At 60.3% G+C, this 15,070-nt stretch carries 14 protein-coding genes; 10 read left to right on the top strand and 4 right to left on the bottom strand.

Annotation, left to right across the window (positions count from 1 at the left end):
* Positions 1-93 precede the first annotated feature (93 nt).
* The 6 genes from infB to QP363_RS00045 all read left to right on the top strand — a co-directional run bounded on the left by infB (position 94) and on the right by QP363_RS00045 (position 7,180).
* Positions 94-2,811: a translation initiation factor IF-2 gene (gene infB / locus QP363_RS00070; protein WP_284761904.1), complete on the top strand. Its 2,718-nt coding sequence runs from the start codon at positions 94-96 to the stop codon at positions 2,809-2,811.
* Between the two features lie 130 nt (positions 2,812-2,941).
* The gene (gene rbfA, locus QP363_RS00065) at positions 2,942-3,385 is read left to right on the top strand and encodes a 30S ribosome-binding factor RbfA (protein ID WP_070527081.1); all 444 of its coding nucleotides are present in this window, start codon (positions 2,942-2,944) and stop codon (positions 3,383-3,385) included.
* Complete coding sequence (locus QP363_RS00060; RefSeq protein ID WP_284761903.1) at positions 3,386-4,348, top strand: bifunctional oligoribonuclease/PAP phosphatase NrnA; 963 nt, start codon at positions 3,386-3,388, stop codon at positions 4,346-4,348. It begins immediately after the preceding gene.
* Positions 4,349-5,647, top strand: a complete 1,299-nt coding sequence (locus tag QP363_RS00055) for an MATE family efflux transporter (protein ID WP_284761902.1) — start codon at positions 4,349-4,351, stop codon at positions 5,645-5,647. It abuts the gene before it with no gap.
* 44 nt (positions 5,648-5,691) lie between these two features.
* Complete coding sequence (locus tag QP363_RS00050; RefSeq protein WP_284761901.1) at positions 5,692-6,513, top strand: metallophosphoesterase; 822 nt, start codon at positions 5,692-5,694, stop codon at positions 6,511-6,513.
* On the top strand, positions 6,506-7,180 hold the full coding sequence (locus QP363_RS00045) for a 4'-phosphopantetheinyl transferase (protein ID WP_070718082.1): 675 nt from the start codon (positions 6,506-6,508) through the stop codon (positions 7,178-7,180). The genes QP363_RS00050 and QP363_RS00045 overlap by 8 nt, the downstream gene beginning before the upstream one ends.
* A gap of 9 nt (positions 7,181-7,189) precedes the next feature.
* Here QP363_RS00045 and truB read toward each other — a convergent pair whose 3' ends face one another.
* Positions 7,190-8,083 (bottom strand): tRNA pseudouridine(55) synthase TruB, encoded by an 894-nt coding sequence (gene truB, locus QP363_RS00040; protein ID WP_284761900.1) that lies wholly within the window; start codon positions 8,081-8,083, stop codon positions 7,190-7,192.
* 37 nt (positions 8,084-8,120) lie between these two features.
* Between truB and QP363_RS00035 the strand changes: the two genes are divergently transcribed.
* From QP363_RS00035 to QP363_RS00020, 4 genes are all read left to right on the top strand, one after another.
* Positions 8,121-9,101, top strand: coding sequence for a bifunctional riboflavin kinase/FAD synthetase (locus tag QP363_RS00035; protein ID WP_070711396.1), 981 nt, complete (start codon positions 8,121-8,123; stop codon positions 9,099-9,101).
* Positions 9,102-10,019 carry a nucleoside hydrolase gene (locus tag QP363_RS00030; protein ID WP_284761899.1) on the top strand — a complete coding sequence of 306 codons (918 nt, stop codon included), beginning with the start codon at positions 9,102-9,104 and terminating at the stop codon, positions 10,017-10,019. It begins immediately after the preceding gene.
* Positions 10,020-10,098: 79 nt separating this feature from the next.
* Entirely contained in the window at positions 10,099-10,368 is a 270-nt protein-coding gene (gene rpsO, locus QP363_RS00025) for a 30S ribosomal protein S15 (RefSeq protein WP_010190317.1), read from the top strand.
* Positions 10,369-10,508: 140 nt separating this feature from the next.
* Complete coding sequence (locus QP363_RS00020) at positions 10,509-12,779, top strand: polyribonucleotide nucleotidyltransferase (RefSeq protein WP_284761898.1); 2,271 nt, start codon at positions 10,509-10,511, stop codon at positions 12,777-12,779.
* Between the two features lie 96 nt (positions 12,780-12,875).
* On the opposite strand, the gene QP363_RS00015 is transcribed toward QP363_RS00020, so the two are convergent.
* From QP363_RS00015 to QP363_RS00005, 3 genes are all read right to left on the bottom strand, one after another.
* The gene (locus QP363_RS00015; RefSeq protein ID WP_284761897.1) at positions 12,876-13,478 is read right to left on the bottom strand and encodes a hypothetical protein; all 603 of its coding nucleotides are present in this window, start codon (positions 13,476-13,478) and stop codon (positions 12,876-12,878) included.
* A gap of 102 nt (positions 13,479-13,580) precedes the next feature.
* Positions 13,581-13,937 (bottom strand): VOC family protein, encoded by a 357-nt coding sequence (locus QP363_RS00010; RefSeq protein WP_284761896.1) that lies wholly within the window; start codon positions 13,935-13,937, stop codon positions 13,581-13,583.
* Positions 13,938-14,116: 179 nt separating this feature from the next.
* The coding region (locus QP363_RS00005) for an HNH endonuclease signature motif containing protein (RefSeq protein ID WP_284761895.1) at positions 14,117-15,070 on the bottom strand (954 nt) is incomplete at its 5' end.

Genomic DNA, 15,070 nt, shown 5'->3' with positions numbered 1-15,070 from the left:
AAGCAGCATCAGCGATGAAAGTCCATAGCCATTAACTAGGGGTCAGGCCGTATTCCGCGGCCTTGGCTCCTAGAAAGATTAAAGAGGAGACAAGTGCCCGGAAAGCTACGTGTACACGAGTTGGCAAAGCAGCTCGGCGTAACCAGCAAGGAACTACTCGCCACGCTGAAGGAACAAGGCGAGTTCGTCAAGACCGCATCCTCGACCATCGAACCCCCGGTGATCAAGAAGATGCGCGCTCACTACGAAGCTAAGGGTGGCGAGGACAAGGCAGCGGAGAAGAACGCGCCAGCAGCCACCCCAGCTTCTGCTGCCAAGAAACCGGCAGAAAAGAAGCCTGCCGCCGCGGCAAAGCCAGGCCCGAAGCCAAGCGCTGCCCCCAAGCCGGGTGCCGCCCCCAAGCCGGGTGCCGCCCCCAAGCCGGGCGGTGCACCGAAGCCGGGTGCCGCTCCGAAGCCGGGTGGCGCACCGAAGCCTGGAGCACAGCGCAAGAACACCGAGAAGGGTGGCGAGCGCGCTGTCACTCCGCGCAGCATGCCGAAGCCTGGCGGCACCCGCCGCGTGGCTAATAACCCGTTCTCCACGGGTAGCTCCAGCGATCGTCCGAGCCCCGGACCTCGCCCAGGCGGCACTAAGGGACAGCGCTCCGCTGGCAAGCCCGGTGATAACCGTGGCGGCAAGGGCGGCGCACGCCCGCAGGGCGATGGCAACCGTAGCGGTGGACGTCGTCCTTCGCCGGCAATGATGCCTTCGCACCCGAACCCGGCCAGCATGCCGTCGAAGGCCGCTGGTAGTGGCGGCGGTGGTCGTGGTCGCGGCGGCCGCGGCGGCGGCCCCGGCCGCGGTGGTCCTGGCCACGGTGGTTTCCGTGGACGCGGCGGTCGTCGCGGTGGCACCGCTGGTGCATTCGGCCGTCCGGGTGGTGCACCGCGTCGCGGTAAGAAGTCGAAGCGTCAGAAGCGCCATGAGTTTGAAGAGCAGCAGAAGCATGAGGTAGGCGGCGTACGTCTGCCTGACGGCGGCGGTAAGGTCGTGCGCCTGCGTCGCGGTGCTTCCCTGGCTGACTTCGCTGAGAAGATTGGTGCAGATCCTGCAGCATTGGTGCAGGCGCTGTTCAACCTCGGTGAGATGGTGACTGCTACGGCTTCTGTCTCCGAAGACACCCTGCAGCTGCTGGGTTCGGAGATTAATTACGAGGTCCAGGTCGTCTCCCCAGAGGATGAGGACCGCGAACTGCTCGAGTCCTTCGACCTGCAGTTCGGCGAGGACGAGGGTGGCGAAGAGGCACTTGAGAAGCGCCCGCCAGTGGTTACTGTGATGGGTCACGTCGACCACGGTAAGACTCGCCTTCTGGACACCATTCGTAAGACCAACGAGGGTGCCGGCGAGGCCGGTGGCATTACCCAGGGCATCGGCGCTTACCAAACCACGGTGGACCTGGAGGATGGTCCTCGCACCATCACCTTCCTGGATACCCCGGGTCACGAGGCCTTCACCGCCATGCGTGCCCGCGGTGCTAAGTCCACCGACTTGGCCATCCTGGTCGTTGCCGCCGATGACGGCGTGATGCCGCAGACCATCGAGGCAATCAACCACGCGAAGGCAGCAGACATCCCTGTGGTTGTCGCAGTCAACAAGATTGATAAGCCGGAGGCTTCCCCGGACAAGATCCGTGGTCAGCTCACTGAATACGGACTGGTTCCGGAAGAGTACGGTGGCGACACGATGTTCGTGGATATCTCCGCGAAGAACAACATCAACATTGATGATCTGCTTGAAGCCGTCATCCTGACGGCGGACGCTGCCTTGGAGCTCACCGCTAACCCGGATATGGATGCACAGGGCTCTGCCATCGAGGCCCACCTCGACCGCGGCCGCGGGCCGGTGGCTACGGTCATCATCCAGCGCGGTACGCTGCGCATTGGTGATTCCATCGTGGTTGGTGATGCACACGGACGTGTGCGCCGCATGCTCGATGAATTCGGTCACGATGTGGAAGAGGCCGGCCCGTCCCGCCCGGTCCAGGTGCAGGGTCTCAATGGTGTGCCAGGCGCCGGCGACAACCTCCTAGTTGTTGAGGATGACCGCGTGGCACGCCAGATTGCTGCACAGCGCGATGCCCGCAAGCGTTCTGCTCTGCAGGCGAAGGCTCGCAAGCGCGTCTCCCTCGAGGACCTGGATGCAGTGCTCAAGGAAACCTCGACGCTCAACCTCATCCTCAAGGGCGACAACGCAGGTTCCGTGGAGGCCCTCGAAGATGCCCTGTTGGACATTGAGATCGACGACGAGGTACAGCTCAACATCATCGACCGTGGTGTGGGTGCGGTGACGCAGACCAACGTCTCCCTGGCTGCGGCTTCGGACGCCATCATCATCGCTTTCAACGTCCGCGCTGAGGGCAAGGCCACCGAGGAGGCCAACGCTGAGGGCGTCGATATCCGCTACTACACGGTGATCTACCGCGCCATCGAAGAGGTTGAGGCAGCTCTGAAGGGCATGCTCAAGCCCATCTACGAGGAGCGAGACACCGGTGCGGCAGAAATCCGCGCGCTGTTCAAGTCCTCCGCCGTTGGCACCATCGCCGGTTGTATGGTCACGGAGGGCAAGGTCAAGCGCAATGGCAAGGTGCGCCTGGTCCGCGACGGAAACGTCATTACCTCCGATGCCAAGATCGAGTCCCTGCGTCACGAGAAGGATGACGCAAACGAGATCAACGCCGGCTACGAGTGCGGTATGGTTCTGTCCTACCCGGATATTCAGGTAGGCGATATCATCCAGGCCTACGAAGAGGTCGAGGTCCCGCGCGACTAAGCGCAGGAAACCTCAGGTAGTGAAGCCCAGCCAGGAAAGATTCTGGCTGGGCTTTCCTCATTTCAGCCGAAAGGTGCAGAATCGGTATCCTAGACTAGTTGCCAGTAACCGTACGTAAAGGAGCTTCACTATGGTTGATCACGCACGCGCCGCACGCATGGCAAAGCGCATTCAGACAATCGTTGCCAGCGCAATTGAGCGCCAAATCAAGGATCGCCGCCTTGAGCTGGTGACAATCACGGATGCCCGGGTCACGGGTGATCTCCACGATGCCACCGTGTTCTACACGGTGCGTGGTACGGATATCGAGACCGAGCCAGATTACGATCAAGCGGCCGAAGCCCTCACCAGGGCCAAGGGGCAATTGCGCAAGATTGTGGGTGATGAGCTCTCCGTTCGCTTTACACCGACGCTGTCTTTTGAGCTTGATACCGTCCCCGAGGCTTCCGCGCACATGGAGGAGCTGCTCGCCCGCGCCCGTGCACGCGATGCGGAGTTAGCGAAGCTGAAGGAAGGTGCACAGCCCGCAGGCGACGCGAACCCGTACAAGACCTCGGATGAGGAAGAGGACTAAGTGTCGCGAACCAATTACGAAGCCGCAGTGGATGCGCTGGTGCAAGCCAGCAGCATTTGCATCATCACGCACTTGCGCCCAGACGCCGACGCGGTCGGCTCGGCAGCCGCCCTTACCCTGGCGCTCCGCCAGCGCGGGAAACAAACCCGCACCGTGATTGGCCAACGCCGTGACATTTCAGCCAACCTGTTTTCCATCCCCACGGTGAATGAGATTGAGTTGGTGGATGAGCTTCCACAAGGATATGACCTCTATGTCACTGTGGACTGCGGCTCGATAGATCGGACGGGTTCGGTGGCCCGGGAGATCGAAGACATGGCCGCCGTGGGCCGCGTCCTGTGCATCGACCACCACGCCTCCAACGATGGTTTTGGAGCCATCAATGTGGTGGATCCGGTATGTGAGTCCACCACGGTGGTGCTGCTGGACATTCTGGACAGGCTGTCCATCCAGATCGATCGCGTCATCGCGCATTGCCTGTACGCGGGCCTAGTCACCGATACCGGTAGTTTCCGGTGGGGGCGCCCAGCCATGCATGATATCGCTGCGCGCCTGATGCTCTATGGTCTCGACACCAAGCAGATTGCGCTGGAACTCATGGATTCCAGCACCGCCGATGACCTGCAGATGATTGGACGCGTGCTCTCAGGCCTCAGGATTGAGGAAGCAGGGGAGCACCGCCTCGCTGTTCTCTTCGTCCCGCATGAGGAGGTCAGCTCCCACGCCGATTCCGCGATTGAATCTTTCGTCGATTATGTTCGGGCCTTGAAAGGCACTGACATCGGAGTGGTCTTCAAGGAACAGGCGCCCGAAATGTGGGCGGTGTCCTTGCGTTCCTCCGCCGTCAACTGTGCGGAAGTGGCCCTCACCTTCGGCGGCGGCGGGCATATTCCAGCCGCAGGTTATACCGCGCACGGAAGGCCCGAAGAGGTTATAGCACAGCTGGTAGGTGCGTTGTCCTAGATGGCTTCCGAGCAACCAGTGAAGGTTTCTGCCGCTGAGGTCTTCCGCCTCGCCGTCCCCGCTCTGGGCGTTCTGGCGGCCATGCCGCTGTATTTATTGCTGGATACCGCGGTCGTAGGCCGTTTAGGGGCGGAGGATCTGGCCTCGCTTGGCGCAGCGGCCACACTCCATTCGGTGGTTACCACCCAATTAACCTTTCTGTCTTATGGCACGACCGCGCGTGCGTCACGGCTGTTCGGCGCGGGGAAGCGCGAGGAGGCCGTCGCCGAGGGCGTCCAGGCAACGTGGGTTGCCGTGGGTGTTGGAATGGTGCTCGCCGTCATCATGTGGCTCTTTGCCGGCGTCTTTGCCACCTGGTTGACAGGTAACCCGGATACAGCGCGAGGGACTGCACAGTGGTTGCGGATTGCCGCTGTCGCTATTCCTTTTACCCTCATCAACATGGCCGGCAACGGCTGGATGCGCGGTGTTCACAACACCCGCAAGCCCCTTTACTTCACCCTTGCAGGTATGGTTCCCGGCGCCATCGCGGTGCCTATTTTCGTGCACTTCTGGGGTCTACCGGGCTCCGCTCTGGCCACGGTGCTGGGCATGGGGATCATCGCGGCGTTCTTCGTGGCGGAGCTGCGCCGCGAGCATACCGGCTCGTGGGAGATTCGCTGGAGCGTGGTTCGTCGGCAGCTCGTGCTGGGGCGTGACCTCATCGTGCGTTCGCTGAGCTTCCAAGTGGCGTTTCTGTCAGCGGCGGCCGTGGCCTCACGTATCGGCACTGCGCAGCTCGCCGCGCATCAAATCATGATGCAGATGTGGAACTTCCTATCCCTCGTTCTGGATTCCCTCGCGATCGCTGCCCAAGCCTTGACCGGCGCAGCATTGGGAGCGGGCTCAGCGCGCTATGCCCGCACGGTAGGAACCAAGGTGACGCTCTACTCGACGTCCTTCTCCCTCGCACTGGCAACGGTACTGGGCCTTGGCTCCGCCTTTATCCCACGGATATTCACCACGAGCCCGGAGGTCCTAGAGGTCATCTCCGGCCCCTGGTGGGTTATGACTTTCCTCGTCATTATCGGCGGCGTTGTCTTCGCTTTGGACGGCGTCCTCCTGGGTGCTGGGGACGCAGCCTTTCTCCGCACGCTGACCCTCGCGTCAGTGCTTCTCGGCTTCCTGCCCGGGGTCTGGTTGGCCTTTGTTTTCGGCACCGGCCTGACCGGGGTATGGGGCGGTATTGCCGCATTCATCCTCATCCGCATGGTGGGCGTGGTTGGGCGCTTTTACTCCATGCGGTGGGCACGGGTCTAAGCCTGTGGTAGAAGTAGAGGGACTGTTCGTGCGAAGGAGGCGCTATGACCACTCTGTGGGCCGTCTCTGATCTCCATGCAGCGGTACGCGTGAACGGGGACCGCATTGATGAACTTGTCCCGCCGAATCCCAACGATTGGTTGATTGTTGCGGGAGACGTCGCCGAACGCATTGATCTGGTGATTAACACCCTGGCGCGCCTAAAGAACCGCTACGCTACGGTCATTTGGGCACCTGGCAACCATGAGCTTTTTTCTCGGTCACAGGACGTTTACCAGGGACGCTCGAAATACGATCGCCTCGTTGAAGGCTGCCGGGAAATCGGCGTGATTACCCCAGAGGATCCGTTTCCGGTATTCGGAGGCGTCACCGTGGTCCCGCTGTTTACGCTCTACGATTACAGCTTCCGTCCACCAGGCACCACGGTGAAACAGGCGCTTGCGAGTGCGAAGGAGAAGCAGATCGTCATGACCGATGAATTTGCCATCGCCCCCTTCGTCGATGTGCGCGCGTGGTGCTGGGACCGCCTGGCTTATTCGATCAAGCGGCTGTCACGGGTCGAGGGCGAAACGGTTCTTATCAACCACTGGCCGCTGGTACAGGAGCCGACTCTCTACTTGCGTTGGCCCGAAGTGGCCTTGTGGTGCGGCACCCGCCACACGCGCTCCTGGCCGCGGCGCTATAACGCTAAGGCTGTGATCTATGGTCACCTCCACATGCCTAATCGCGCCAACATCGATGGGGTAGACCACATCGAGGTGTCCCTGGGCTATCCGCGTGAGTGGCAGGCGCACGGTGGTCTTCAGCCGTGGCCGTACCCAGTGCTTACCATCGACGAGAAGACAGGGAGGGCCGAGCATGCTTGAACCTTCTCTCTTCCCGGAATCAGCTCGTTTTTGCTATGTGCGCACGGATGAGTCGATGACCAATCTTCTCAATTATCATCATCTCTCCCCGGAAGAGCGCTCCGTGGTCTCCCAAGCCGTGGACGTGCGCAAATCCGAGTTTGGGGATGCGCGCTGGTGCGCCCACCAGGCCTTGAAGGAGCTCAACTACACGGGAGACGAGCCGATTCTGCGCGGCGAGCGCGGCATGCCGCTGTGGCCGGAGGGCTATACCGGATCGATGACGCACACCGAAGGTTTGCGCGCAGCCGTGGCAGCTCCTGCCACGCACGTGCGCTCCATGGGGCTCGACGCCGAACCAGCGGAGCCCCTGCCGGAACACGTGCTGACGATGATCGCGCGGCCGGGGGAGATGCCGCAGTTGGCTCAGTTGCAAGCGGCGGGTATTTCCTGTCCGGACCGCCTGTTGTTCTGTGCCAAGGAGGCCACCTACAAGACGTGGTTCCCCATGACCCGGCGCTGGCTGGATTTTGACCAAGCCGAAATCGATTTACGCCTCGATGGCACTCTGGTGTCCTACCTCTTGGCGCGGCCGACCCCAGTGCCTTTCATCACTGGGCACTGGATCATCCGAGATGGCTATGTCATCGTCGCCACCGCTGTCCCTGCGCTCAACTTTGACCGCTAAATCAGGCAGTTATAGCGTCGAGGGGCGCGCGACGAAAACCGTGGCTAAGCGCTTTCCTTTTTCCTTGATCAAGGCAATCGACCGTCCCTGCGGGTCGACGGCCGCGTACGTGCCTTTCAACCCACGCGGCTCCAGCCACTTACCCATGGCCAAAGCTTGGGCCTCATCATCGGTGACGTCCACAACCGGATAGCTGCGAGCGAGCGCCTCGTCGAGGCTTAAGGACAACTCCGGGGAGTCTTCGAGGGCGTCGAGAGGGAGGGCGTCGTCAAGCGTGAAAGGGCCCACTTCCGTGCGGCGCAGCGCGGTAAGGTGTCCGCCGACGCCGAGGGCCTCGCCCAAATCCCGAGCCAACGAGCGGATATAGGTTCCCGAAGAACACGCCACTGAGACGTCGAGGTCGATGAACTCACCCTCGCGGCGCGTAGCGAGAATATCGAAGCGGCTGACCGTTACTGGCCGAGCCGGAAGCTCGACCTCTTCACCTGACCGCACCCTTTCATACGCGCGCTTGCCATCCACTTTGATGGCGGAGACCGCTGCTGGGCGCTGCATAATATCGCCGGTCAAGGCAGCAATTTCTCGCGCAATGGCGGAATCCTCCACTGCGGTTGCCGGTTTGCCCCACGTTGCTTCCCCCTCCGCGTCGTCGGTGTGGGTTGCCATGCCAAGACGAATCGTTGCGTCATAGGCCTTGGTGGAGGCCACCATGTGGGCAAGAAACTTGGTGCCGCGCTCGATGCCTACGACGAGCACTCCAGTAGCCATCGGATCAAGCGTGCCTGCGTGCCCCACCTTGCGGGTGCGGAAGAAGCGGCGCAGTTTTCCCACGACGTCGTGCGAGGTCATGCCGGCGGGTTTGTCGACGACCACGAGGCCGGAACGTTCGAGCGGATCAGTCATGCCCTGCAGTCTAGGGCACCGGCCGCAGTGGGATAGCATGGTGCCCGTGGATATTTGGTACGGAATCGATAGCATCCCCACTGACCTTGGCCCGACTTCGGTGACAATTGGTGTCTTCGACGGCCTGCACCGCGGGCACCAACAGCTCGTGAGGAAGGCCGTTGAGCACGCACACAGACATGGACAGCGCGCGGTCATGGTGACCTTCGATCCGCACCCAGTCTCCGTATTCTTGCCGGAGCGCGCTCCTCTCTCCGTGATTACTTTCGAGCGTCGCATGCAGCTGGCGGAAGAAATGGGCATCGAGGCCGTGCTCGTCATCGACTTCACCGAAGAACTCCGGGGCGTCGAGCCGCGCGACTATGTGACGGAGCTCCTGGTGGAGCGTTTGCACACAGAGCACGTCGTGGTGGGGGAGAACTTCACCTTTGGCGCGGGCGCGTCCGGCACCGCGGAGGCGCTGGCGGAATTCGGCGCTGAGTTCGGCTTCGGCGTTGACATCGTGCCCTTGCTTGACGACGACGGCGAGCGCATCTGCTCCACCAACATTCGCGCCGCCCTTGCCAAGGGCGATATTGCGCGCGCCAATTGGGCGCTGGGGCGTCATTTCACGGTGACTGGGCCCGTTGTGCGTGGTGCAGGACGTGGTGGAAAGGAGCTTGGTTTCCCAACCGCTAACCAGTATTTCCCGGAATCCGTCGCCATTCCAGCCGATGGCGTCTACGCGGGCTGGTTCGTGGTTGAGCCCACCGGCGCCCCTCTGGAAGGTGACATGGAGCCCGGCATTCCTTATCCCGCAGCCATTTCGGTAGGCACCAACCCTACCTTTGGTGACGAGGAGCGTTCGGTGGAGTCCTTCGTGCTGGACCGCGACGCTGACCTCTACGGCCACGAAGCCACCGTGCATTTCGTCGACCACGTGCGTGACATGGAAAAATTCAATTCCGTGGAGGAACTCCTGACAGCTATGGAACGTGACGTTGCCCGAGTTCGTGAAATTCTTGCCCGCGAGGTTTAAATGAAGATCATCCTCGACCTTGATACCGGAATTGATGACGCCCTTGCGCTCGCCTATGCCTTAGCGCACCCCGATCTCGAGCTGATCGGGGTTACGGGTACCTATGGAAACGTTCCGGTGGCGTTGGGCGTGCGTAACTCGCTGGCGTTGCTCGAGCTTCTCGACGCCGAGGATGTCCCCGTCTTCATCGGTCCGACGCGGCCGGGCTTTAGCGTTGCTCCCATTTCTGCTTTCATCCATGGCCGCAATGGCCTTGGGGAAGTACTTCTGCCTCCGCCGCGCCGCAAGGCATACGAGGACGCAGTGGGCTTTCTTATCCGTTCGGTCCGTGAGCATGGCGAGGATCTGGTTATCGTGCCGACGGGGCCGTCGACAAGCATTGCAGCCGCCATGCGCAAAGACCCGGACTTTGCCCGCAACGCCCGCATCGTGATGATGGGTGGGGCGCTGACCGTGCCCGGGAACGTCACTCCTTATGCCGAGGCTAACGTTTTCCAAGATCCCCAAGCCACGGACTATGTATTCCGCCATGCTCAGGACCTCACGATGGTGGGGCTCGATGTCACGCTGCGCACGTTGCTCACCAGGGAGCACACGAAGCAATGGCGCGGTACACCCACTGGTCGTATCTACGCAGACATCGTGGACTACTACATTCGCGCCTACAAGACGACCTCTCCGCACCTTGGCGGTTGCGGGCTCCACGACCCTTTAGCGGTAGCTGTGGCTGCCGATCCCTCGCTGGTCACCTCCCTCGACCTCAATCTGCGGTGTGAGGATACTGGCCGCACAATCGGTGACCCGGAACGCTTGGATAACCCCACCACCCGTGTGGCCGTTGCGGTAGATGACGCGCGCTTTGTTGATGATTTGATGTCGAAGCTCGGCAGCCTCTATACTTCTACTTCGGCTTGCTGACTGCGGTCCACAGTAGTCACGGGCAGCGCCTCATGGCGCAACATTTCATGTGGACTGAAATACAATAGGAGATTTTTTCATGGCTTTGAGCACCGAGAAGAAGGCTGAAATCCTCAAGGAGTACGGCCTGCACGAGACCGATACCGGTTCCCCGGAGGCACAGGTTGCGCTGCTGACTTCCCGCATCAACAACCTGACCGAGCACCTCAAGGATCACAAGCACGATCACCACTCCCGTCGTGGTCTGCTGCTCATGGTTGGTCGCCGTCGTGGCCTGCTGAAGTACCTGGCTGCTAACGACGTTGACCGTTACCGCGACCTGATTTCTCGCCTGGGTCTGCGCCGCTAAGCGCTTAACTTTTGGCCCCCGCACCTTGTGTGCGGGGGTTTTCTGATCTCATCTGCTAAAATTCTTGGGCGTTGTCAGAAAACATCGAAGAAGAGGCGGCACCGAAGATCGCCATGACAGCTCCAAGGAGAGTTATATCCATGAGCGCTAAGAACGCTAAAAAGCAACCGAAAAATTCCGTCGAGTTTCTTATCGACGACGATTACGGCATCACCGAGGCCATCGCCACCCTGGACAACGGCGATTTCGGCACTCGCACCATCCGTTTTGAGACGGGCCAGCTAGCTCGCCAAGCTGGTGGCTCTGTCACCACTTACCTGGACGAGGACACCATGCTGCTGTCCACGACCACCGCTTCTAACCAGCCGCGCGAAGGCTTCGACTTCTTCCCGCTGACTGTGGACGTCGAGGAGCGCATGTATGCCGCGGGTAAAATCCCGGGTTCCTTCTTCCGCCGCGAGGGGCGCCCTTCCACCGAAGCTATCCTGGCCTGCCGCCTCATCGACCGCCCGCTGCGCCCAACCTTCGTGAAGGGCTTGCGCAACGAGGTTCAGGTCGTTGTCACGGTCCTCTCCATGGACCCGGAGGAGTACTACGATGTCGTTGCCATCAACGGCGCTTCCGCCTCCACCCAGCTCTCTGGCCTGCCGGTATCCGGCCCGGTGGGCGGCGTGCGCATGGCACTGATTGCTGATGATAAGCACCCGAAGGGCCAGTGGGTGGCCTTCCCGAATAACGAGCAGCACGAGCGTGCCCTCTTCGAGATGGTCGTTGCCGGCCGCATCGTGAAGAAGGGCCGCAAGGACGACGTAGCCATCATGATGGTCGAGGCCGGCGCTGGTGTGAACGTAGCCGAGCGCATCAAGGAAGGCGCACCGGCTCCGCAGGAATCCACCGTGGCTGAGGGCTTGGAGGCTGCGAAGCCTTTCATCAAGTCCCTGTGTGAAGCGCAGGCAGGTCTGGCGGAGCGTGCAGCTAAGGAGACAGAGGAGTTCCCGCTCTTCCCGCCCTACGGTGATGATGTTTACGCGGCCGTCGAAAAGGCAGCCTCCAAGAAGCTGGAGAAGCTGCTTACCATCCCGGGTAAGCAGGACCGCGACGACGCCACTAATGAGTACATGGAGCAGGTCGAGGCTAAGCTCATCGAAGACTTTGATGACCTCGACGAGACCGATGCATCCAAACAGATCCGCAACGCCTTCAACGCCGTGATGAAGGACATCGTGCGCACCAAGATCCTCACCGAGGGCTTCCGGATCGATGGCCGTGGTGTGACCGATATCCGTGACCTCGGCGTGGAGGTTGATCTGATCCCACGTGCACACGGCTCCTCTCTCTTCGAGCGTGGCGAGACCCAGATCCTGGGTGTGACCACCCTGGACATGCTGAAGATGGAGCAGCAGATCGATTCTTTGACCCCAGTGGAGTCCAAGCGCTACATGCACCACTACAACTTCCCGCCGTACTCCACCGGCGAGACCGGCCGCGTAGGTTCCCCGAAGCGCCGCGAGATTGGTCACGGTGCGCTGGCTGAGCGCGCGTTGCTGCCGGTGATCCCGTCCCGTGAGGACTTCCCCTACGCCATTCGCCAGGTGTCTGAGGCCCTTGGTTCCAACGGTTCTACCTCCATGGGCTCCGTCTGTGCGTCCACCCTGTCCCTCTACAACGCGGGCGTTCCGCTGAAGGCTCCGGTGGCGGGTATCGCCATGGGTTTGGTCTCGGGCGAAGTCAACGGCAAGGAAAAGTTCGTGGCGCTGACCGATATTCTCGGCGCTGAGGATGCCTTCGGCGATATGGACTTCAAGGTTGCCGGTACATCCGAGTTCATCACCGCCCTGCAGCTGGATACCAAGCTGGATGGCATTCCTTCGCACGTGCTTGCCGACGCCCTCGAACAGGCCCGCGACGCCCGTGCCGCCATCCTCGACACGATGTCTGAGGTCATCGAGGGTCCAGACGAGATGTCTGGCCTGGCTCCGCGCATTACCTCGGTGACTATCCCGGTGAACAAGATTGGTGAGCTCATTGGCCCGAAGGGCAAGACTATCAACGCCATTACTGAGGAAACTGGCGCCGATGTCTCCATCGAGGAAGACGGCACTGTGTATATCTCTGCCGCTACCGGTGAAGCAGCTGACGCTGCGATCGACCGCGTGAATAGCATCGCTAACCCGCAGCTGCCGAAGGTGGGTGAGCGTTTCCTTGGCACCGTGGTGAAGACCGTGGCTTTTGGTGCCTTCGTTTCCCTGACTCCGGGTCGTGACGGCCTCGTACACATCTCGAAGCTCGGTGGCGACGAGCGCATTGAGAAGGTCGAGGACGTCGTCAATGTTGGCGATAAGATTCAGGTCGAAATTGCCGACATTGATAATCGCGGCAAAATCTCCCTGGTTCCGGTTGAGGAGGACTAATCCTCGGACTAGCTAGGACCACTAGGACCTCCTAGATCAAGGGCCCTGTAACCCAGAAATTAGCTGGGGACAGGGCCCTTATCGTTTCACCACACGTCAAACCTGGAAGTCGAGAACTAGGCGTTTAGGGTCCTCCAGGAAAGTCACTGAGTACGGTGTCTTCTTCTGTAGTCCAATGATCAATTGGGTTTGTGCCTCGAATGAGGTCGTGTATACGACTTCGCTCACCACACCAGTACCGGGAGTAGTTCCTGGCTTCATATACCTTTCTTCGAGATCGGGTGTGGAAGGCCACGGAGTTCCTTCGATCCCCAGATTGAGAAAAGTGTTTCCCTTTACTTCGACTGGATGACCTGATGCCTGCTGACGAGGATCGTCGGTATAGGCGGTGAACCAGCCGGGCTCACCTTCTCCCTCGAGGTCAACCACCACCCGCGTGAAACCGTCGTGAGCGCCTACGCGCACGCCCGTCGGAATGAGGCCGCCCAACCGATCTGGCATGTGGTGTTGGTCATCAATCGCAGCCGTCCCCATACCCGCAAAGGCAGCAACATTGGCATCCTGTTGTGAGGGAGCATTCTGCGTGTCACTGGACGGCGGCTCCGGCCCATCGATAGCAGCGGAGCTAGACGGAATTGCACTGAACTGCGGTGCCGGAGTCGTGTCTGACCCACGCTCCGCGCATGCAGTTAGAGGCATTACGCATAGGGCGCTAACGGCTGCGATGATAGCGACGGAAGAAGGTAAGTGTGACATTCTTTATTCTCTATTTCTTGAGCTGTACCAGTTGGATGAGGATGCCTACGGTGTCATCGAAGACGGCGATGATGGAGGGGCCGACGTCGGTCGGCACGATAGTGAAATGCACTCCCACTTTTCAGTGAGCTCGCTATATTCTCGCTCCACGTCTGCGGATAGGAACTGGGTGACAGGGACACCGTCAGCCTTGAGTGCTGCTGCGTAGTCCTTGGCCGCGGAATGGGCCTTGGGCTCGAGCAGGAGCTCCATATCCCCTTGGCCTTCCGCATTGGTGACCGTGAGCCACCGAAAGTCTCCGTGGGTTACATCGTCCTTGACTCGAAAGCCGAGCGTATTGACATAGAAGTCGTGAGCGAGGGCAACATCACCGACGGGTACTGAGGCAATGTAGATCTGCATTCACTCCATCCTAACCGGCATGACTAAGTCCAGCCGGTCCCAATGGCAACAGTTGGGGCGAGCCTGACTGGGCTTCGGCAGTGCAGTCGTCGTCTGTGACGACGGTGGTTGTGTTCCTGGTTTCTTGGGTTCTTTCCTTTCTGCTGGATTGGTGTCGTCGTTTTATTCGACGGTGAGGTTTAGAAGGGGATGTCGTCGGTGCTGGCATCTGTGTCGGTGTTGTCCGCGTCCTCGGCGTCGGCTTGGGCCTTGGCTTGTTGTTGTGCGTAGTCGTCGAGTTCTTGTTTTAAATGTTGGGCTTCCTCGCGGATGCGTTTCCTGGTGGCGGTGATGTGTTGGGCGACTGTTTGTGCCCAGCGTTTCTGCTTTGGTGCTAGCGGCCCGTCGGCTTCGGTAATAGTCCAGGTGCCGTCTTCATATAGCCAGATGACATCCCCGCTGTAGGGGTCGAGCAGGTATTTAAGGGTGCCATCGGTTTTCATGTTGTGATGACCTTGGCATAAACACGCTAGGTTCTTCGGGTGGGTTGGCCCGCCTTCGGCCCAGTTGTGTCGGTGATCCAACTGGCTGAGAAAAGCAGGCTCGCCACAGCCGCCGACCCGGCAGGTACCGTCGCGGCCTTCGACAAGTTTGCGCATGATGATTCCTGGTTGGTAGCCGTCGGCTTCTTTTATCTCTTCGGTTAAATCTCGCGTCTTGTCATGTGGCATGGGTTCAGCTCGCCAGCCGAAGCCTTCGATAAAGGTCGGTGCATCCTCAATATCGCAGGCCTGGTAGGTGTGGAGCACCACCGTAGCTGGTGGCTGTATTTCACCGGAAAGCAGTTTGATGACTGCCTCAGCGACAGTGATGTCTTCCTTGGCGGCGGTCTGGTGGATGAAGGCATCGAGTTTCATGCCGGTGTCTTCTTCAACCCGCAGTTCCAACCACGCTGAGGTGCCGTTAGAGGAAAACCGGTAGGTATCTTTAGGGCGGGTATCCCGATAGGCGATGGAATCATCCAGTGTTTTACATATATCGCGGACTTTGCGCCTGATTTGACTACGCGTGGGAAAAGCTTGGTTCGGCTTAGAAGGGGTAAAGAAGTCAGCCAGGAGGGTGTCGATAAAATCCAGGGTTTCTTTTGTTAGGGC

The organism is Corynebacterium sp. UMB6689 (genome assembly GCF_030215295.1).
GTDB lineage: Bacteria > Actinomycetota > Actinomycetes > Mycobacteriales > Mycobacteriaceae > Corynebacterium > Corynebacterium aurimucosum.
This window is presented reverse-complemented; position numbering and strand designations above follow the sequence as displayed.